This window comes from Rhodococcus sp. 06-470-2 (assembly GCF_002258235.1).
Classification (GTDB): Bacteria; Actinomycetota; Actinomycetes; order Mycobacteriales; family Mycobacteriaceae; genus Rhodococcoides.
In genome coordinates, this window is sequence record NZ_NOYB01000037.1 from 1 (window position 1) to 18,963 (window position 18,963).

The following is an 18,963-nucleotide window of genomic DNA, read 5'->3' on the forward strand; positions in this document are numbered from 1 at the left end:
AGGGCTTGTCACACCAGTGGAGGCACCGGCATCATGAACCTGCCGGACACCGACACGTCAGGTCGTACACAGACCGACACGTGAGGTCGTCCACCGATAGCACCGCCGCGCCGGAGGTCGACGCCATGACTGAGATCGAAGATGTTCGCATGGTTGCGCAATTCGTGAGTCGCAGTCATCCCGCCGTGATCACGAGACTGCACAATCACATCCAACTTCTGGTGACCTCTCGAGGCCGTTCCGATGACCGCCTGGGCCCGCACGAGCGGCTCCAGGGACCCGCATCACGGGACGAGACGATCCGCGTCGTCGTCGCGTGCAGTTTTCATCCGTACACCGACGATCTCGGCACCTTCCCGCCCGAGACCGGACCGGTCTTCGTACGGGTGCGCGTTGTCGGTCGACGACTACCGCCGACGGAACCTCCACTGCGGACGATCGGTCCTCCGGATGCAGCTATCCCTGTGACCGAAGCAGAGGGGTGGGTCCGTGCCGCGCTCGGTGAGTGGTGGGCCGACTACGCCTACGAATACAGTGACCACCGAGAACCGACTGCTCCGGCGGCTTGGTTCCGGTTCGGGGTGATCCTCGACCGCACCGCCGCGCCGATGCTCGCGCCCGATAACTTCGACTGGTCTCGGATCGACGGCCCGGCCGAGAACGGCGTGCGCAAACTCGCGTCCAGTGCGGGCAATGCGTTTCTGCAACAACATCTCTCGGAAGTCGGTCCGTATGCTGCTACCGCCCGTTATCTTGACCCGAGGACAACTCCCGACGGTAGATGGCGAGTCCGTGTCGACAGCCACAGCGCCTACCCCGGCACCCTCGATACGTTCACTGCTCTCGCGAACAGGCTCCGTATCCGCGGTGTGGTGGACACCCGCTTCGTGCCGATCTCGCTCGACCTCGAAGGCGGGACTGCAACGTTGGTGTACCAGCTCACCGGCAGCCCTGCTCTCTACGACGCCCACGTACCCATCCCGACCGAACCTGAACTGCGCGTACTGCCGACTGACCAAACGTGGGGCGCGCGGTATGGGTATCACCCGCCTGTCTTTCCACTCACGGCCGATCAATGGGCGTCCGGCCTGTGTGCATTCTGGAGTGAGATGGTGGCCTATGGACGCATCGGCGACGTACGTGCTCCTTGGGCAGGGCGGGGGTAGTGTCGACGCAAATTTCCGTCAAGGTTCCTTGACGGCGCGGTAACTGAGGCCCGACTGCCCGGATCTACCGTGTGGTTATCGATCATGCGGACCGATCGAGCACATGGAGTCGGATGACCGACTCCTGGATGAGTGGACCTTCCGAACCGCGAGGCCGGTCAGGCTGAACTATTTTCAGAACCAGCCGGTACCTCTTCACCAGCCACCGGCATCTCTTCACGAGTTCGATTCGAGGGAAGCTATGTAGGGCTCGAGCGTCCGCTCGACGAGCACGTGCCGTTCCGATCGAGGCAGCATCAGGCACTGCACGGTGAGCCCATCGATCAGCGCGAAGATCTGCGCGGCTTGAAGTTCGGAGAATTTCTGGCCGACGAACCATTGGCGAATCTCGCAGTCGAGCTTCGCCGAGGCTGCAGCCAATTGAGGGTCGACAGCCGAGATGGCTGCATAAGCAAGCCAAACAAGCGCACGGCGTTCGCGCCGATCGTCGAGGGGGAGCCACTGCTTCACGAAGTCCGTCAGCGTGCCCGGCCCCGCGGCCTCCACGTCCGCAAGGAACTGCTCTCCTGCATAGTCGAAGCCGGCGCGCACCAATTCGTTCTTCGTCCGGTAGTAGTACTGCACCTGCGCGGGCGACACTCCCGCCGCGGCGGCGACACTACGAACGCTCAAGGCTCCGATGCCCTGTTCGGCCAGCACTGTCAGCACACCGTCGAGAAGTCGAGCTTCCTTCATCTGCCGTGCTGTCGTCGTCTGGATCCGAGCCGCGACCAACCGGTCACGGCGACCTCGATTGCGCCGAGCGCCGCGATCACGACACCGGCCTGACGAAGCCCAACGATGGGTGTCTCTACGTCACGGAAAGCGAAGAACAGCACTAAACCTCCCACGATCATGACTGCTCCGACGGCTAGTGACGCAGTGTGATTGCCCATGACTTGCTCCTTCCCTGTACGAACGTATTGTACGAATGTACAGTCAGTTTAGGACGGCAGTCAACAGCTCGGCCGGACGGCTGAGCCCAGAGTGAGTGGCACACCTCGGCGTCGACGCCCCCCGCGTGAACGGAGGCGCTCGAGCGACCGGATCAAATCGAACTCCCTTGTCGAACAACGCTTTCTAGCGGCCACTGGTAACCCTCCGTATCAGAACTCGTCGTATTCCCCCGGGCATCGTGGCCTCAACAGCAGCTGCCGAACTCCGATCGGGCAATCGGCTTCGCCGACGACACGAGAACGAATCCCCGTGGCAAGGCATCGACCTGATGGCGTGTTGCCGAGACTTGAGAAGCTTGCGTGCTCGTATCACCGTGTGTGGAGGCGATGACGATCAACAGCGAACGGGGATCGTCGGGTAGTCGAACCACGGGGTCGGCCGTCCAGGGCAGGCGTGATGAGCACCGACCTCGTCGATGTACGTGCGGCGGCACTGGAGAAGACCGCGTGGGGCGAAAGGTTCGATCTCTTCCAGCCACGCAACATCGTGTTCTGGATGTTTGTGTGGCTGTGCGGAACGGGTGTCGTCAAGGCATGGCAGATGCTCTCGCCGCTCTCCGGATACTTCGGTCGTGCGCTGCTCATCGCCAGCATCATCGGTGTGATCAGCGCGGTGATCTGGGGTTGGTGGTTTCGTCACGTCGATCGGTACGAACGTCAACCCGTCAAGCTTGTGCTCACCGGATTCGTTTGGGGGGCAACAGCAGCAACGTTCGCCATCGCGGTGCAGGCCAACGACGCGCTTGGCTCGTTGTATGCCAAGTGGTTCGGTCAGGTATGGGCGCAGGACTGGCATGCCGGTCTGTCGGCACCGTTCGTCGAGGAAACCGCCAAGGGCGTCGGGATCGTTGTCCTGATCGCGCTCGCGCCTAGGTTGGTTCGCACACCGACCGATGGGCTGCTGCTCGGTGCATTCATCGGCCTGGGATTTCAGACCAGCGAGGATCTGTTGTACTCGATCTCGGGCGCGACACAGGGATTCGGCTCGCATCAAACCGACGGCCTCGTCGGGTCCATCGCAACTCGCACCTTCTCGGACATCGTCTCGCACCCGCTGTTCACTGCACTGTTCTGTGCAGGGGTCATCTATCTACTGGGCAGTCCAGCTCAACCGAGGCGAATCGGGCGCGGCATAGCTCTGATCGTTGCTCCGATCGTCGTTCACGCTGTGTGGGATTCGATGACGGCGCTCGCCGGCGGCACTGCTGTCGTCGTCGTTGTGCTCATGGTGGGAGATTTCCTCTTCGCTGTCACTGCGTTGTGGATCGCTTTCGTCTGGGCCCATCCGCGGGAGGCGCACTTCGTACGCGATGTTCTCGGTCCGGAAGTCGACGCAGGAGTTCTCACCGATGACGAAGTGACCGCAGCGGGAGGCTGGCGGCAACAGCGTCAGTACGTGAAAGCAGGCACCGATCGAGCAGACAAGAAGAAGCGACGTCACCTCGTTCGCGCCGCACTCGATCTCTGTGCGGATCTCGCGGTCAGCAAAGGTCTCGACAGTGACAGAGTCGTTCATTCACGGGCCGAGATCGCGCGCCTGCGCGAGGGCACCAAGGCGGACGCGCTGACCTCGGATCGACTCGCGTCGAACTGATTGGCCCGGGCGGGGACCGCATCGCGGTCGGTACGCCGTCGACCAGGTGCTCTCGCCGGCCGACAGTGCGGACAATGATTCGGTCAACCTAGATTGACGCTGCGACAACTGCCGTTCTCGCTGTGAATGCGGCCACGGGCTAGGTGATTCTTGTGTATCGCGTGGGGCGTTACCTGCAGTACAGCCATGGTCGCCGATGGACTGTCATTGCGCCTTGGTCGAGCGTTTCTGTGTCTGCTTGTCGAGGCGTTGTCGTTGCCGGATCCCGTAGGCGGCGTCGGTGACGGCGGTGTCGTCCTCGAGTCCTGAACCGAGTGCACCGCCGAGGGTGGCGATCGATGCCAGCAGCCAGGCGAGCGTGAGGTAGTCGGAGAAGCTGACCGCATGTCCGAGCGTGCTGGACAGCAGCGGAGGGGGCAACGCAATGGATGCGGTGAGCAGAAGCAACCCGAACAAGGCGACGTGGAGAACGAGGACACCGATGACCAGGGTGACGACGGTGGCGGTGTTGTACAGCACGGACCGCTCGCGCGCGTCCGGCGACGTGGGCCGCTCCCACAACTGGTGATCGAGGACCAGCCACAGAACCATGGCCGTGATCGACAGCAACGTTGCTGCGCTCATGCGCCACGGGCCCATCGTGTCGGCGAACTGCCAGATCGTGTTCGTCGCCAAGGCGAACGCACCGGTGGCGAATGCGCCGACGAGAACTTTCGACAGCCCGGTGACCAGTCGCCACGGCCGGTTCGCACGCACCATCCCCGACAGCAACCGCAGCCGTCGCAGACCCCGGGGAGCGAAATATCGCGTACCGCTGTCGATCTGCTGGGAGGGAAATCGCCGCTGCGCACCGGCCGGCGCGAGTGTCGGTTCACCGAGGACGAACGCGATCGCGAGTTCGGCGACGGCACGCACCCGGTCCTCGATGCGAATCCCGCCGACGGCGGCGATGGAGACGAGCGCGAACAGATGTGCGGCGCTGACGTCGGCGACCACCGGCACGGTGTCGTCGCGCCGCGGTAGATCAGTGAGGTAGACGACGACATCGTCGTTCTCCGAGGACGGTTCGACTGCGTCGATGGCGTCTGAGAAGTCGGCCTGCTCATCGGAGAGGTACGGCTCGCTGCGCACGGACACAGTCCATCGGCGCTCGTTGCGGTCTCGGTGTCGCAGGCGTTCCGGTAGGTTTTTTGCGAGCTTGTGAGCGAGAGCAGTGGGTTTGCCGGGGTCGGCGATCAGCAGGACCGAGACCGCCTCGGCAATTTCAGGTGGTCCTGCTCGTGGCCCTTGATCGTGTTCGTTCGCCGACATCGTGTGAGCGTACGCGCGTCTACCGGCTGAGGGTGCGGAACTGCAGCAGGCGGCATGCAGAGCTCGCGGGACACTGCCGTGTCCATGAATTCAATTGTTGCTTTGTGGGATTGGAGACGGTATCGGCGCATCCGGTATCGACTGGATATCTACGTGCAGCGCGGCTTACAGGTCATCTTGATGCCACACCACCGCCACAGATCCGTCCGCGTCAGGTACGAGATGCGGGCGGCGTCGAGAATCGACAGGTACCGCCCATTCGTCGTGTGCATCAGCATGTCGAGGCACCCGGCAGAACCCGAAATGTCGCGTCGATCGAATCCAAGACGAGCGCCGGCTCGCGGGAGCGCGACACCGGGATCATCGCCCGCACCCATCGCAGCGCCATCAGCACCTCGATCTCCCGTCGTCTTCGCTCACCCAGACTTTCGATGTCGTGTTCATCGTGGAGGACATGGACCGACGGCGACAGGGTCAACAAGGCGCGTGAGAGGTGCGACCGGTCTGCACGGCGCGCACGTGCACTGGCGAGTGAGGGCATGCCGCGTTGGGCTCCGCGATCGAGTCGAACGCAGACACCTTCCACTTCACTGTGTGCCATGCAGACCGCAACCTCGAACCAAGCCTTCTCGCACATTCGGTACTGGATTCAGGCAGGACTTTCTGTGCAGTGCGGAGGGACGGGATGGTGACGCGGCAAGACTTCGGTGCGTGAGAAACGGTCAGCGATTGAGGAATTCGACCACACGGGGTGCGAACTGCTCGTGGAACTGAAAGATGCCGCCGTGTCCGGAGTCGGGGTAGATGACGAGTTCGCTGCCGGCGATGCGTCGGTGCATGCCTTCGGGCAGGACGCTGGGCACCATACGGTCGTTGTCTCCGTTGGCAATCAACGTCGGTTGGGTGATCTTGGACAGATCGGACGGTGCCGACCGACCGTATTTCTTGATCGCGGACAGTTGCGTGCGAAACGCCGAGATGCTGACGTCCTTGTCGCGGTTGTGGGTGCGCTCTTTCAAGCGTTCGACGAAAGCCTTGCCCGCGCGCTTGCCGGTTGCGTTGCGGTTGAAGAACAAGAACTCTTTCGGGTCCGATCGGGTGAGTGTTGCGCGCAGGATGTCCCAGCAGGTGACGCCGGCGACCTTGTCGATGTTCTTTCCGCCTCGGGGTCCGGTTCCGGTGAGGACGAGTTTGCGGACGAGCTCGGGATGTTCGACGGTGAGATCCTGTGCGATCATTCCGCCGAGTGAGAAGGAGAAGACGTCGACGGTGTCGAACCCGAGTGCACGTATGAAGGTGTAGGCGTCGGCAGCGGCTTCTTCGATGGTGCCGGGGACCCTGCCCGAGGATGCACCGACGCCGGTGTTGTCGAAGGTGATGACGTGTCGATTCTGAGCGATGGGATCGACGATGCGCGGATCCCAGTTGTCGAGGTTCGCGGCGAGATGGACGAAGAACACTACGGGGATGCCGCCCGTCGGTCCGAGTTCTCGGTACGAGTAGGTGGTGCCGCCGGCGGTGACCGAACGGACAGGAGCGTTCGCGTAGGACCTGATGATCGAGGTGTTGTCGTTGCTCATTGGTCGTTGGCTTTCTGGTTGTGGGGGAGGGTGACGACGGTTTTGCCGCGGACGCCGCCCCGGCCGAGTGACTGCAGGGCCTCCTGCGTCTCCTCGAAGGGGTAGGTGGCTCCGACGACGGGGCGGATGGTGCCGTCGTCGACCAGTGCTGCGATACGGCGGAGCTGTCCGCCGTCGGAGTGCATGAACATGAATTGGTAGTCCACGCCAAGCTTCCGGGCCTGTCTGCGGATCTTCCGGCTCAACGCTGTGATGGCCAGTCGTAGAACGGGATTGAGGCCGGCGTTGCGGGCGAAATCGGGATCGGGAGGGCCGGTGATGCCGATGGCCTTGCCGCCGGGCTTCAGGACGCGTAGGGACTTCTCGAGGTTGTCACCGCTGAGACTGTCGATGACGAGGTCGAAGTCGGTGAGGAGGGTTTCGAAATCCTGGGTGCGGTAGTCGATCACGAGGTCTGCGCCGAGGTCGCGCAGGAAGTCGGCGTTCGACGCGCTGGCGGTCGTGGCAACGGTCGCCCCGAGGTGCTTGGCCAGCTGAATCGCGATGGTGCCGACTCCGCCGGAGCCGGCGTGGATGAGGACTTTCTGGCCTGGTTGAACGTTGCCGTTCTCGACGAGAGCCTGCCAGGCGGTGAGAGCGACGAGTGGGAGTGAGCCGGCTTCGGCGGTGGTCACCGTAGCCGTTCTCGGATGCATACGAGGTGCTGGCGCGTGCATGCCAGGATCTTGCGTCCTCCGGTCGAATCGATGAGGAGGACGGCGAACTGATAGCGGCCCAACTGTGGAGCCTGGTTCATGGGTTCGTATCCCTGGAAGCGGCCGGACATTTCGATGATCACGGAGATGCTGTCGTCGCTGTACTGGCTCCGATGGCCGTTACCCACATGGTCGGTTTCGGGGAAGATCGCGTGTACGCCGCGCAAGCTGCGAGCATTGCGTTGCAGTGGTGGAAGTCCCGTGATCTCGAGCTCGATCGCATCGGATCCGAGGAAATCTGATTTATCGAAAACTCGGTGTCGAAGTCCTGGACGTCGTTGTGCACCGCTGGATCGCAGTGGAATACTAACTATCATATTGATAGTTGCTCACCGGCGCGTCGCCACTGCTGAAGGACGGACATGACAATCGGACAGGACCAGCGTTCACAGACTTTCACCTGGGTTACTCCGAAATCGGTGTTGCGAGAGGCATCGCAGATGAGTGGCCTCGAGGTGATGAGGGCTCTGGCGGCGGGCGAGTTGCCGCCACCACCGATCGCGGTGCTGATGCAGTTCGATCCCATCGAGGTCGAGGACGGCAAGGTGGTATTCGAGTGCACTCCGTCCGAGGCGCACTACAACCCGATCGGCACTGTGCACGGTGGTCTCGCGTGCACTCTGCTCGATACGGTGATCGCATGCGCGGCGCATACCACGCTGCCTGCCGGAACCGGGTACACATCGATAGATCTGAACGTCAGCTACCTTCGAGGAATCTTCGATTCGAGTGAGCCGTTGATCGCCACTGGAACCGTGGTCAAACGAGGTTCCCGGGTCATCTTCGCGGAAGGATCCATAGTCGACAAGAACGGTGACGTCGTGGCTACCGGAACGAGTTCTCTGCTCGTCATACCCCCGAGGTGATACGTGCCGAGCAGCAGTTTCGACAGCATGGGTTGCCCAATTGCCGGCGCGCTCGAACAGGTCGGTGAATGGTGGACACTGCTGATCCTGCGTGATGCACTCGATGGGTTCAGCCGCTTCGACGAATTCGAGCGCAATCTCGGTATCGCACCGAACATGTTGACACGCAGGCTCAAATCCTTGGTCGACGCCGGATTGTTGGAACGTCGGTCATACAGCAATCGTCCGCCTCGCTTCGAGTATGTACCGACCGCCAGAGCCCGAGAGCTCACCTCGGTCATCGTCGCGCTCTACGCCTGGGGCAACAAGCACGTCGACCACGACGACCGTGCGGTGGTGTTAGTGGACGAGGCAGGGGAGACCATCGACCCGGTATTCGTGGACCGTCGGACAGGGCGCACCCTGGCAGAGAGCAAGGCGCAGTTCGTATCCGGACCGAAAGCTTCCGATTTCATGCGGGAACGACTCGACCCCGCGAACCGTGCACGACGTCGGTCCCGCAGCCGCGCCACGGCCGCCGCCTTCGAACCTGCCGACCGGCACGAATCAACACCGATGACACCGCCGACTTTCGGCCCGAAAGAGACACAGCCATGACCACGTCCGCGCTCAGACGGCGATTTCTCCCAGTGTTGTTGGGAACGGGCAACTTCGGCGGCGATGCCGGAACGGTTGCTTCCGATATCGGCCTGGACGCCGCAGGCACGACCGCGATCTTGGACCATGCGGTCGAGGTCGGCGTCATGGTGTTCGACACAGTGGACATTTACGCCCAAGGTGCAACCGAACGAATTGTCGCTGAGTGGCGGAGTGCGCACGCGGACGCGGATGTACTGATCCAGACGCAGGCCGGATCGTCCACGACATCACGCTTCCATCGACTGAGAGCACGAGGCACCTTCGGCACGCTCGGCTCGGCATGATCGAGTGGCCCGACCAACGGCTATTCAGGTAGTGCAATCCAGCAAGCGGCCGCGGGATGGGGCGCGGTAGCCCTGAGTGGTCACCAGGCCTCGGCGACCGCCGCGCTCCTGGAGGGGCCCGAGGGTAACAACGAATAGCGGAGTCGAGCTTCGACCGCACTACGCCTTGCCTACATTCTTATAAGATGCAAGACTGCGTTCGACACGGTGACTCAGATGAGCGGAGCGCAGGACCGGGTGAGGCCGGACCTCGTCGATCCGACCGCGACAGGAAGAAGGTCACGACGATGCGGCAGCACAGCGGTGTGCAGTCACGGGTGAGCTCGGAGCGCTCGCGGTCGAACACGTCCATGAGCCCCGCCTGCGCGGATCTGATCTGGGCTTCGGAGTTCCTCGCCGAATTCGAGTCCCGCGGGTCGGTGATACGCGACGGAAGCGATCCGCCCCGTCTCGGGCGAGCACGGGCCCTGATCGAACATGCACGTGCACTGGGCATTCAGTCAGTCTGATCGAGCTTTCTCACGAATGGAGATCCCCCTATGGGCGCAACACATCGCATTGCCGTCATTCCCGGTGACGGTATCGGCACAGAGGTAGTCCCGGAAGGGCTGAAGGTCCTTCGGGCTGCCGCGTCGGCGTTCGACTTCTCGCTCGATTTCGAGCATTTCGACTTCGCGAGCGCCGACTACTTTTTGCGGACCGGCCAGATGCTCCCTGACGACTGGTTCGACACGCTCGTGTCTTTCGACTCGATCTTCTTCGGTGCCGTCGGGTGGCCAGAAGTCGTTCCCGACCATGTGTCGCTGTGGGGAAGCCTGCTCCAGTTCCGCCGTCACTTCGACCAGTACGTGAGCTTGCGGCCGGTCAAACTCCTACCCGGAGTGCCGAGCCCGCTCGCCGGCCGAGAGCCCGGTGACATCGACTTCTATGTCGTACGTGAGAACACCGAGGGAGAGTACTCGTCTATCGGCGGCAAGATTTTCGACGGCACCGATCGCGAGATCGTCACCCAGGAGACGGTGATGACCCGCACGGGGGTCGACCGAATCCTCAAGTACGCCTTCGATCTTGCACAGACCCGCCCCAAGAAGCACCTGACGTCGGCGACGAAGAGCAACGGAATTTCCATCTCCATGCCGTACTGGGACGAGCGGGTCGAAGCGATGGCTGCTGGATACCAGGACGTGCGCGTCGACAAGTATCACATCGATATTCTGGCGGCCAATTTCGTCATGCACCCGGACTGGTTCGACGTGGTCGTCGGAAGCAACCTGTTCGGTGACATTCTCTCCGATCTGGGTCCGGCCTGCACCGGCACCATCGGGATCGCCCCGAGCGGCAACATCAACCCCGAGCGGACGTTCCCGAGTCTGTTCGAACCAGTCCACGGATCGGCCCCCGACATTGCAGGAAAGGGAATCGCAAATCCCATAGGGCAGATCTGGAGTGCGTCGATGATGCTTGATCATTTGGGGGAGACCGAGGCGGCGGCAGCGGTGATGAGCGCAATCGAAAGCGTGCTCGCCGACGGTGGGCACTCTTTGACTCCGGACATGGGCGGATCGGCCAGCACGAACACCCTCGGCGACAACATCACCAGAGAGTTGATCCGGCTGACGACCGGCTCGGTGACCCCGACGCAACAGATGAGCACCTGAGAAATGGCCTACGTTCGTTACGAACACCACGGTGAAATATCGGTCGGGTGGCGTCGAGACTCGACGATTTTCCCCCTCGATACAGGTTCGGTCGGCGACCTGCGTCCCGGTTCGACGCACCCCGAACACGGCCGATCTGTTCCCGCAGCCGATGTCAGGTTGCTTCCCCCGGTTACCGACAGATCGAGAATCATCGGCGTGGGCATGAACTATTACGATGCCCTTCCCGTCGGTGCCGCAGCTCCCGAGTATCCGGTCTTCTTCACAAAATTCGTGTCGTGTTTGGTGGGGGCATTCGATCCGATCGAGATGCCCTCGGAGTCGGTCGCGGTCGACGCCGAAGGCGAGTTGGCAATTGTGATCGGTCGCCGCGGCCGGCGCATTCCCGAAAAGAATGCTCTCGATTACGTTCTGAGGTGCACGGTCGCCAACGATGTTACCGTGCGGGACTTTCAGAGCATGAGCACACAGTGGTTGCAGGGTAAGGCGTGGGATTCGACAACCCCGCTGGGACCGTCCGTCGTGCCTTACGAAAGCCTTCCAGTTGATGCGCGGATCCGGACGACAATCGACGGTGTACTGGTTCAGGACGGATGCATCGACCAGATGATTTTCTCGGTGCCGAAACTGATCTCACTGATCTCGACGTTCATGACTCTCGAGGTCGGCGATGTCATTCTCACCGGAACGCCAGCCGGCAACGGCCACAACAGAACACCGCGCGAGTACCTGACCGAGGGCCAGACAGTCGAAGTCAGTATCGATGGCGTCGGGTTCATTCGAAACGTCGTGACGTCCGGGTAGACCCACTGCCTGCACGATCCCGAGCCAATGGCCCCGCACACATCGTGTGCGGGGCCATTGGCGGCTGTCAGGCTCGGCGAGACGCAGTCGTGTCTGGGCGGATTCGTGTGGGTTTGAGGTAGGGCCGACGAGGCGCACCGAGTGCGCGTCTAGGGGGTTGGGGGCGCTGAGCGACCGCGGCGTGGTCATCGGTGTCTGTCCCCGGTTCGTTCACGCGCACTCGGTGACGTTCGGATGCCGACAACCCGCCCCATACGCCGTAGGGCTCGCCGCTTGCGATTGCGTAGTCGAGGCATCGTCGGCGCACAGGACATCGGCTGCAGATGCGCTTGGCTTGGATTTCGAGGAGTTCGAGCGCGGCCCCCCGCGTATTGGTGGGTGGAAAGAACACGGCCGCTTGTTCGTTGCGGCATTCGGCGTCGAGTTGCCATTCCCATTCGTCGGTGATCGGTAATGGCAGAACAATGGGTTCGAAAGAATTGCGGATGACGGTTCCTCTCTGCACTCGGTGTCGTCGTGTCGATCAGTCGCGGCTTATGCCGCGGGTGTCCTGGGGATCGTTCACCGCGCCGCGTGGGTGCCGGCCGTCCAGAACTGCAACGATGTCGCGGGCGGCGGCCAGGCTCGCTTCGTTACGTGCTTGACGGGTCTGCCCGGCCATGTGGGACAACGACACGACGTTGGGCATCCTCAGGAGCGGGTTGTCCGTATCGATTGGCTCGCGGGCGAATACATCGAGTCCGGCACCGGCTATGTCACCGCGCCTCAGCGCGTCGACAAGTGCGGGTTCGTCCACAAGGGAACCACGTGCTGTGTTCACCAAGTAGGCGGAGGGCTTCATGGCGGTGAGCGCCGCGCGGTCGACTATCGGAGTGCCATGGGGTTGCGCACGCGCGTGCAGGGTGACGAAGTCGGATCGAGAGAACAACTCGTCGTTATCGACATAGCTCACGTCGAGGTCGGAAGCAGGATGGCCGGTCGAGACCAGAACGGTCATACCGAAGGCGCGGCCCAGCTCGGCTACCGCCCGCCCGCTGGGTCCGAGGCCGATGATTCCCAGGGTGGCACCGTGTAGTTCGCGGGTATCGTGTCGGGGCCAGTGACCTGTCCTGACGCCGTCGACGGTTTCGACGATCCTCCGGGCGCACATCAATAGGAGGGTGACCGTCATCTCGGCCACGGCGTTCTTGTTGGCACCGGGGGTGTTGCACACGACGACGCCGAGCGCAGTCGCGGCGTCGACATCGATTGAGTCGTATCCGACACCGCTGCGTGCGATGACGCGCAGGGATCGGGCTGGCCGCATCATGTCTGCGGTGACGGGTTCGCTGGCGATCAGCGCTGCGTCGCACCTGAGCAGGTGGTCGGCCATTTCACCGTCTGCGCGTCGACCGGTTGCAGGGCTGTGCACTGTTCGATGGCCGGCTGCATGGAAAAGCTCGTCTACCTCGTCGCCGGGCACGAGGTAGTCGGTGGTGATGAGGATCGTTCCCACTGGCGCGGTCCTTCCGTGGCGTGTGCGGAGATCTGTTGTGGTGCAACGATATGGGACATACAGCCAAATGCCGCCGGCATTCGACCTCGAGCGTCGAATGCCGGCGGGTGGACCGACCGATGTCAGACTCGGGCGTTGGTCTTGTCGGTCGACGTCTCGGCGACCGTGGAGTCGCCGGTCCGGTCCGGGTCGTAATTGGGGTCGTAGTCGATCTCGCCATTGAGAACCGACTGTGCGCGATCGGTGTCGAAGTCGTTCTCCCATTTTCCGATCACGATGGTGGCCATGGCATTTCCGAGAACGTTGATGAAGACGCGGCCCTCGTTGAGGATTCGATCGATACCGACGATCAGCGCCAGTGCTGCTAGGGGGATGTGTCCGACGGCGGTGATGGTGCTGGCGAGGACGATGAATGCCCCGCCTGCGATGCCGGCTGTGCCCTTGCTGGTGAGCATCATGATTCCGACCATGATCAGCTGTTGCTGCCAACTGAGGTCGATACCGCATGCTTGGGCGAGGAACAGCGATGCCATGGTGAGGTAGACGGCAGAGCCGTCGAGGTTGAAGGAGAAGCCGGACGGGATGACGATGCCGACGACCGGGTTCCCGACTCCGAGGTGCTCGAGCTTTTTGATCAGTTGCGGGAGGATTGCTTCGCTCGAGCAGGTCGAGAGCGCCACGAGCAGTTCGGCTTTGAGGAACTTCATCAGCGGCCAGAGTCGCAGTCCGCAGGCGCGGGCGATCCCGCCGAGGATGACGATGACGTACACCACGCACGTGGCGGTGAACAACAAGATCAGGTAGCCGAGCTGTTGCAGCGTCGATGCGCCGTAGTTTGCGACGACTGCAGCGAGTGCGCCGAAGGTTCCGATCGGGGCCAGTCTCATGACCCAGGAGACAATTTTCAACACGACGGTCGAGAGTGCGTTGATTCCTTTGGTGATCGGTGCCCCGGCTTCACCCGACACGTTGAGTGCTGCACCGAAGATGATGGACACCAGCAAGGCCGCGAGAATCGTGTGGCCCGTGAGTGCGCCGAAGAGTGATTCGGGGATGAGGTTGTTGACGAATTCGATACCGGAGACCGACGAGTTCTCGTCGACCGGCAACGAGGAGGAATCGAGTGCCGAGGGGTCGATGTTCATTCCGTCGCCGGGGCGAAAGATATTGGCAACGAGGAGCCCGAACAGCATGGAGATCAGCGACAGGAACAGAAAGTAGCCAATTGCTTTGACGCCGATCCGGCCGGCTTTGCGGAGGTTGTCCATCGAGGCGATACTGAGCGAGACCACGCAGAAGACGACGGGGACGACGATCATCTTCACCAGTGCGATGAACCAATCGTTGAGCGGGCTCAGTGCCGATCCGACGTCGGGTAGGAAGATGCCGACGGCGATACCGGCGACCGCTCCGATGATGACTTGAAACCACAGTTCTCGTATCAACCGAGCGAAGCGCGACCGTTCGGGGGTGTTCTGGGGCGGGTGGTTCGGGGTGTCGAGGTGGGTGGTCGCCATGGGGTGCTCCTTTGCACAGCAGCAAGGGTGGGGGAGTGTGGTCCCGCTCGTGCAAGACCGTTTCGGAACTGCTGTCTACGAATGTTTTTCGCGCAGCACTGACAGAGCTACGCCGCGCAGCGGCTGGTGTGTCGGCGTAGCTCTGTCGTCACGTGAAGCTGGGGTCGGAGCGGTCTGGCAGGGGGTCAGTGCAGTTCGCGTAGGACCTTGTAGAAGGCGGCTTTGCCCTCGAATCCGATGCCGGGGGTTTCGGTGAGTCCGACGCGGCTGTTCTCGACCACTGCCCCGTCGGCGAATCCGCCCGTGGGTTGGAACTCGCCGGGGTAGGACTCGTTGCCGCCGAGTTTGAGCGCAGCTGCGATGTGCAGCGAGAACTGGTGTCCGCCGTGCGGAATGCACTGGCGTGACGACCAGCCGTGGTCTTTGAGCATCTTCTGGATTCGCAGGTATTCGGTGAGTCCGTAGCTCAGTGCTGGGTCGACCTGGATGATGTCGCGGTCGGGTCGCATTCCGGCGTAGCGGACGAGGTTGCGTGCGTCCTGCAGCGAGAACAGGTTCTCGCCCGTGGCGATGCGTCCGGAATAGTTCTCGGACAGAACGGCATTGAGTCGGTAGTCGAGGGGATCGCCGACTTCCTCGTACCAGAACAGGTTGTACTGCTCGATGGCTGCGCCGTATTCGAGAGCGGTGGCCAGATCGAACTTTCCGTTCACGTCGACCGCGAGGCGCTGCCCGTCGCCGCCGAGGACGTCGAGTACGGCTTCGATGCGTTCGAGGTCCTCGGCGAGATCGGCACCGCCGATTTTCATCTTCACCACGTTGTAGCCCTGGTCGAGGAACCCGCGCATCTCGTCCTGCAAGTCGGCGAGGGTCTTGCCGGGCGCGTAGTAGCCACCGGCGGCGTAGACGAACACCGAGTCGTCGGGCGGTCCGTCACCGTGCTTGTCCGAGAGCCACCGGTAGAGCGGCTTTTCGGCAATCTTGGAAGCCAGATCGAACAGGGCCATGTCGACGACACCGACTGCGACGGAACGTTCTCCGTGTCCTCCGGGCTTTTCGTTGCTCATCATGAAGTCCCACGCGCGGGTGGGGTCCAGTTCGCCTTCGGCGTCGAGCAGGGCATCGGGCGCAGCGTCGAGCAGGCGGGGGATGACACGGCGGCGGAGGATCTCGCCGGCGCTGTAGCGCCCGTTCGAGTTGAATCCGTACCCGACTACCGGTTCGCCGTCGCGCATCACGTCGCTGACGATTGCCACGATCGAGCAGTCCATCTTGGAGAAGTCGATCCACGCGTTTCGGATCGAGGAGCTGATCGGGACGATGCCTTCGTGTACGGAGATGATCTTCATTCTGCGCCTTTCTCATATCTTATAAGGTGTAAGTGGCGGTAGCGCAGAGTGATGGCGAACACAACAATTTCTTATAAGATTTCAGAAGTTGTGTCGGGCATCTTATAAGAGCTCGGGGCCGCGGGTGTAGCATCGAGTGATCGAGATCCTGATCGAAGAGCGGCCGAGACGGGCTGTACTCACAGCGGAGAGGCAGGTCCAGCAGTGACCTCACCTACCAATGTCTTCTCCAGCAAAGGTGAAGTCGCCTACGCCGAGCTGCGCGCCATGATCCTGATGGGCACGCTCGACGCAGGATCGAAACTGGCGCAATACGAGCTCGCCGACCGGCTGCACATGAGCATCACCCCGATCCGCGAAGCAGTACGAAGGCTCAGCAGTGAGGGGCTCATCGAGCTCGACAATCACAAGAACGTGCGAATCGCACCCATGAGCGCAGCGGAAGCGCGTCAGCTGTTCGAGGTTCGGCTGTCGCTGGATCCAACAGCTGTCGAGTTGGCTGCCGATCGGCGAACGGACAAAGACATCGCCGACATGCGTGCGGCCGCGGGAAGGCTACTGCCGGTCACGCAGAAGTGGGGCGAGGACGCGTTGCGTGCGCACCGAGATTTTCACCGCGCGCTGTACCTGGCGTCGCACAATGACGTCCTGATCCGTCTGCTCGATGACCTGTGGGACAAATCCGACCGCTATCGACGGATCGGTCTCGAGCTGCCGCCCGGTGCGGAACCGCGCACCGTCGACCACCAGGAACACTTCCGAATACTCGAACTCGTTGTCGCACAGGACTCGCAGGGGGCTGCAGATCTCATGCGTCAGCACATCGTGAAGAGCCTGACGGCGGCCGCCATCGATGCACTGGAGGACCGAGAGCACGAGCAACGTCAAACCTCGGCGTGATTATTGTGGACTGATTAGTTGTCAGGCCGCGCATTCGGGCATGCGGAGGGTGCCGGTGATAAAGCGATTGCTCGAAGCGGCACACCGTCAAAATCTGCTGACAGTGCGGTAATCGTCCTTTTTGGCCCGATCGGTTCCCGTGGCCAAGCGCCGCTGCTGATCGGCTAGATCTTGATCCGACATGATGATCCGCGCGGTCCCCGGGAGTCGCACACCCGGTTCGAGTTACGAAAGTCCCTTGTCGTCCAGGCCGATCCGTCGATGGGCGGGAACCTCAGTGTCACGAGAGTGTCACAAGTCGGTACGTTCGGACCTGGTCTGGGCTGGACGGTCATGCACGTAAAGCGTTGTGAACAAACAAATATCGAGTCCACTGAAGTCTGGGTGGATCCACTTCTAGGGACTTGAAATCCGGACAGTGTCGGTTCGAGTCCGACTGGGGGCACCATATTTTCCTAGTCGCAGCGCTATGTTGCTTCGGTGAGTTAACCCGAACCGTTGGCGGCGAATTGTTCTGCGGTCCAACGCAACACGAATGGTAGCCCGGTCATGGCGCCGATGAAGTGGTCGCCTGCCACGGGCTCGTAGTGTACGTCGGCACCCTTGCTGCGCCACTGCTCGATCAGGGCAGTCACGCCGGCCTCGGGGATGTAGCGATCGCCGATCCACTTGCTCGCTGAACCGTGGAAGAACGCGACCGGCGCCGACGGTGCGTCCGCGCCCGGACGGTTTGCGGCGATCACCCGCCGCGCGATGTCGGAGTCGAACGGGTCGGGCTCGGACGCCAAGTCCTCGATTCGCATGCGTGCCAGTCCGCCCAGGGCCAGGGGGAGGACGGACATGTCCTTGACCCAGGACGCCAACAGCAGCGCCTTCGGGCCGAACAACTCGACCATCTCGGGGTGCTCACGTGCGAGACCCATGCTCGCCGCGCCCAGCAGGCCGGCCGCGACGGTGCCGTTCATGGTGTCCAGCAGCATCGAGAAGTCGGTGGGTGTTCCACCGGCGACGGCACCCGCCAACCTCACGTCCGGCGCGTACCTCGGGTGCAGTTGCGCGGTCCACGTGGTGGCGATCGCGCCGCCGCTGTAGCCGTAGGCCACCACTGGGCTGTCGGCGAGCTCCGGGGCGACGACCGTCATCCCGCGTAGCGAGTCCAGGACGGCATGCCCGGCCATCGTGCCTTCGGAGTACGACATCCGCGGGCCCTGGTGATCGGCGACGAGGACGGCGTATCCGCGGGCGAGCCAGAGCGGCATCACCGGCGGGAGGTCGGCACCGACACCGTGCACGAGCCGGACCGACGGCGTGCTCTTGGCTCCGAGGGAATCGATGGCCACGTTGTGGGCGACGACGGGCCGCGGTCCGCGCCCGGTCCACGGCCGCTTCGGGATCAGCAGCGAGGCGGTGACGCCGGCGGGGAGACCCCGCGCGTCGGTCGATCGCACCATGAACTGATGCAGGGCGGTTCGCGGCCGGGGCACCAGACCGCGGGTCGTGCGCTGCCGGATCACCGCACCGGGTGCAAGGTCCTCGATGCCGGGAGGGGTGAGAAAGAAGGCGTCGTTGCCGATCGGCGTCGGAAGGATCGCGGCATGCGGATCGTCCGGAGGCTCCAGGGGCAGTCGTCGAGCCAGCACGCGATCGAGCACACCGAACACAGTCATGATCCCCCGACATTCTTCCCGAGCCTTACCGATCCCCGGCGGTCACCCTGCAGCGGAGGCGGTAGGTCAACGCAAAAAGGAGACGTTCCCGCGGACCATCCCCGATGCCCCGTCCGGGTCGACGGTGACCCGGACACCGATCGGTTTGTCGCACTGGCGCAATGCCGTCACCTCGTCGTTGAGCGGCACAGCCAGCGCGCAGGCCAACGCGTCCGATGGGGGCGCACCACCCGTTGCCGGTGATCGCGCATCAACTCGAATCGGCCGCTACGCCCTTATGGAGGACTTCCTCGACAGTGAGGGCTTGCGGGGCGTCACACGTAAGCTCTAAGAGCATGGGGCATCGTCGCCTGCGTCTGCCACGGCGCTGCACCCATCTCACT

General features: G+C 62.6%; 20 protein-coding genes and 1 pseudogene. 10 read left to right on the forward strand and 11 right to left on the reverse strand.

Going from position 1 to position 18,963, the window contains the following annotated elements; all coding sequences use genetic code 11:
• The first annotated feature begins 125 nt into the window (after nucleotides 1-125).
• The gene (locus tag CH276_RS19985; RefSeq protein WP_094616737.1) at nucleotides 126-1,166 is read left to right on the forward strand and encodes a hypothetical protein; all 1,041 of its coding nucleotides are present in this window, start codon (nucleotides 126-128) and stop codon (nucleotides 1,164-1,166) included.
• A gap of 216 nt (nucleotides 1,167-1,382) precedes the next feature.
• On the opposite strand, the gene CH276_RS19990 is transcribed toward CH276_RS19985, so the two are convergent.
• Both CH276_RS19990 and CH276_RS19995 read right to left on the reverse strand, forming a co-directional pair.
• Nucleotides 1,383-1,901, reverse strand: coding sequence for a TetR/AcrR family transcriptional regulator (locus CH276_RS19990; RefSeq protein WP_094616736.1), 519 nt, complete (start codon nucleotides 1,899-1,901; stop codon nucleotides 1,383-1,385).
• Complete coding sequence (locus CH276_RS19995) at nucleotides 1,898-2,101, reverse strand: DUF5708 family protein (protein ID WP_094631435.1); 204 nt, start codon at nucleotides 2,099-2,101, stop codon at nucleotides 1,898-1,900. The genes CH276_RS19990 and CH276_RS19995 overlap by 4 nt, the downstream gene beginning before the upstream one ends.
• 457 nt (nucleotides 2,102-2,558) lie before the next feature.
• On the opposite strand from CH276_RS19995, the gene CH276_RS20005 reads away from it, so the two are divergent.
• Nucleotides 2,559-3,755: a PrsW family intramembrane metalloprotease gene (locus CH276_RS20005; RefSeq protein ID WP_094631437.1), complete on the forward strand. Its 1,197-nt coding sequence runs from the start codon at nucleotides 2,559-2,561 to the stop codon at nucleotides 3,753-3,755.
• Between the two features lie 204 nt (nucleotides 3,756-3,959).
• Here the strand turns inward: CH276_RS20005 and CH276_RS20010 are convergent, their stop codons facing one another.
• From CH276_RS20010 to CH276_RS20025, 4 genes and pseudogenes are all read right to left on the reverse strand, one after another.
• Nucleotides 3,960-5,066, reverse strand: a complete 1,107-nt coding sequence (locus CH276_RS20010) for a hypothetical protein (protein ID WP_094631438.1) — start codon at nucleotides 5,064-5,066, stop codon at nucleotides 3,960-3,962.
• 271 nt (nucleotides 5,067-5,337) lie between these two features.
• Nucleotides 5,338-5,667: a hypothetical protein gene (locus CH276_RS20015; RefSeq protein ID WP_094631439.1), complete on the reverse strand. Its 330-nt coding sequence runs from the start codon at nucleotides 5,665-5,667 to the stop codon at nucleotides 5,338-5,340.
• A 121-nt stretch (nucleotides 5,668-5,788) separates the two neighbouring features.
• Nucleotides 5,789-6,646, reverse strand: a complete 858-nt coding sequence (locus tag CH276_RS20020; protein ID WP_094631440.1) for an alpha/beta fold hydrolase — start codon at nucleotides 6,644-6,646, stop codon at nucleotides 5,789-5,791.
• Nucleotides 6,643-7,311 (reverse strand): annotated as a pseudogene (locus CH276_RS20025) (NADP-dependent oxidoreductase); the annotation flags it as partial. The pseudogene CH276_RS20025 and the gene CH276_RS20020, both read right to left, overlap by 4 nt.
• Before the next feature lie 35 nt (nucleotides 7,312-7,346).
• Between CH276_RS20025 and CH276_RS20030 the strand changes: the two are divergent.
• The 6 genes from CH276_RS20030 to CH276_RS20060 all read left to right on the forward strand — a co-directional run bounded on the left by CH276_RS20030 (nucleotide 7,347) and on the right by CH276_RS20060 (nucleotide 11,652).
• Nucleotides 7,347-7,643 carry a TetR-like C-terminal domain-containing protein gene (locus tag CH276_RS20030; RefSeq protein WP_094631442.1) on the forward strand — a complete coding sequence of 99 codons (297 nt, stop codon included), beginning with the start codon at nucleotides 7,347-7,349 and terminating at the stop codon, nucleotides 7,641-7,643.
• A gap of 120 nt (nucleotides 7,644-7,763) precedes the next feature.
• Entirely contained in the window at nucleotides 7,764-8,267 is a 504-nt protein-coding gene (locus CH276_RS20035; protein ID WP_094631443.1) for a PaaI family thioesterase, read from the forward strand.
• Between the two features lie 3 nt (nucleotides 8,268-8,270).
• Nucleotides 8,271-8,864 carry a winged helix-turn-helix transcriptional regulator gene (locus CH276_RS20040; protein WP_217901419.1) on the forward strand — a complete coding sequence of 198 codons (594 nt, stop codon included), beginning with the start codon at nucleotides 8,271-8,273 and terminating at the stop codon, nucleotides 8,862-8,864.
• On the forward strand, nucleotides 8,861-9,190 hold the full coding sequence (locus tag CH276_RS20045; RefSeq protein WP_094631445.1) for an aldo/keto reductase: 330 nt from the start codon (nucleotides 8,861-8,863) through the stop codon (nucleotides 9,188-9,190). Before CH276_RS20040 ends, CH276_RS20045 begins: the two co-directional genes overlap by 4 nt.
• A gap of 539 nt (nucleotides 9,191-9,729) precedes the next feature.
• The gene (locus CH276_RS20055; protein WP_094631446.1) at nucleotides 9,730-10,848 is read left to right on the forward strand and encodes a tartrate dehydrogenase; all 1,119 of its coding nucleotides are present in this window, start codon (nucleotides 9,730-9,732) and stop codon (nucleotides 10,846-10,848) included.
• 3 nt (nucleotides 10,849-10,851) lie between these two features.
• Nucleotides 10,852-11,652 carry a fumarylacetoacetate hydrolase family protein gene (locus tag CH276_RS20060; RefSeq protein WP_094631447.1) on the forward strand — a complete coding sequence of 267 codons (801 nt, stop codon included), beginning with the start codon at nucleotides 10,852-10,854 and terminating at the stop codon, nucleotides 11,650-11,652.
• A 67-nt stretch (nucleotides 11,653-11,719) separates the two neighbouring features.
• Here CH276_RS20060 and CH276_RS29195 read toward each other — a convergent pair whose 3' ends face one another.
• The 4 genes from CH276_RS29195 to CH276_RS20080 all read right to left on the reverse strand — a co-directional run bounded on the left by CH276_RS29195 (nucleotide 11,720) and on the right by CH276_RS20080 (nucleotide 16,013).
• Nucleotides 11,720-12,157 (reverse strand): WhiB family transcriptional regulator, encoded by a 438-nt coding sequence (locus tag CH276_RS29195; RefSeq protein WP_303396062.1) that lies wholly within the window; start codon nucleotides 12,155-12,157, stop codon nucleotides 11,720-11,722.
• Between the two features lie 18 nt (nucleotides 12,158-12,175).
• Nucleotides 12,176-13,147, reverse strand: coding sequence for a phosphoglycerate dehydrogenase (locus CH276_RS20070; RefSeq protein ID WP_094631448.1), 972 nt, complete (start codon nucleotides 13,145-13,147; stop codon nucleotides 12,176-12,178).
• 122 nt (nucleotides 13,148-13,269) lie between these two features.
• Nucleotides 13,270-14,664 (reverse strand): cation:dicarboxylate symporter family transporter, encoded by a 1,395-nt coding sequence (locus CH276_RS20075; protein WP_094631449.1) that lies wholly within the window; start codon nucleotides 14,662-14,664, stop codon nucleotides 13,270-13,272.
• Nucleotides 14,665-14,849: 185 nt separating this feature from the next.
• Nucleotides 14,850-16,013: a mandelate racemase/muconate lactonizing enzyme family protein gene (locus tag CH276_RS20080; RefSeq protein WP_094631450.1), complete on the reverse strand. Its 1,164-nt coding sequence runs from the start codon at nucleotides 16,011-16,013 to the stop codon at nucleotides 14,850-14,852.
• Between the two features lie 204 nt (nucleotides 16,014-16,217).
• Here CH276_RS20080 and CH276_RS20085 point away from each other — a divergent pair, with 204 nt between their 5' ends.
• Entirely contained in the window at nucleotides 16,218-16,913 is a 696-nt protein-coding gene (locus CH276_RS20085; protein WP_094631451.1) for a GntR family transcriptional regulator, read from the forward strand.
• A 485-nt stretch (nucleotides 16,914-17,398) separates the two neighbouring features.
• Here the strand turns inward: CH276_RS20085 and CH276_RS20090 are convergent, their stop codons facing one another.
• Nucleotides 17,399-18,580, reverse strand: a complete 1,182-nt coding sequence (locus CH276_RS20090) for a lipase family protein (protein WP_094689126.1) — start codon at nucleotides 18,578-18,580, stop codon at nucleotides 17,399-17,401.
• On the opposite strand from CH276_RS20090, the gene CH276_RS28255 reads away from it, so the two are divergent.
• Nucleotides 18,579-18,911 carry a hypothetical protein gene (locus tag CH276_RS28255; RefSeq protein WP_141214755.1) on the forward strand — a complete coding sequence of 111 codons (333 nt, stop codon included), beginning with the start codon at nucleotides 18,579-18,581 and terminating at the stop codon, nucleotides 18,909-18,911. The two genes, CH276_RS20090 and CH276_RS28255, sit on opposite strands and share 2 nt — an antisense overlap.
• Nucleotides 18,912-18,963: the final 52 nt, after the last annotated feature.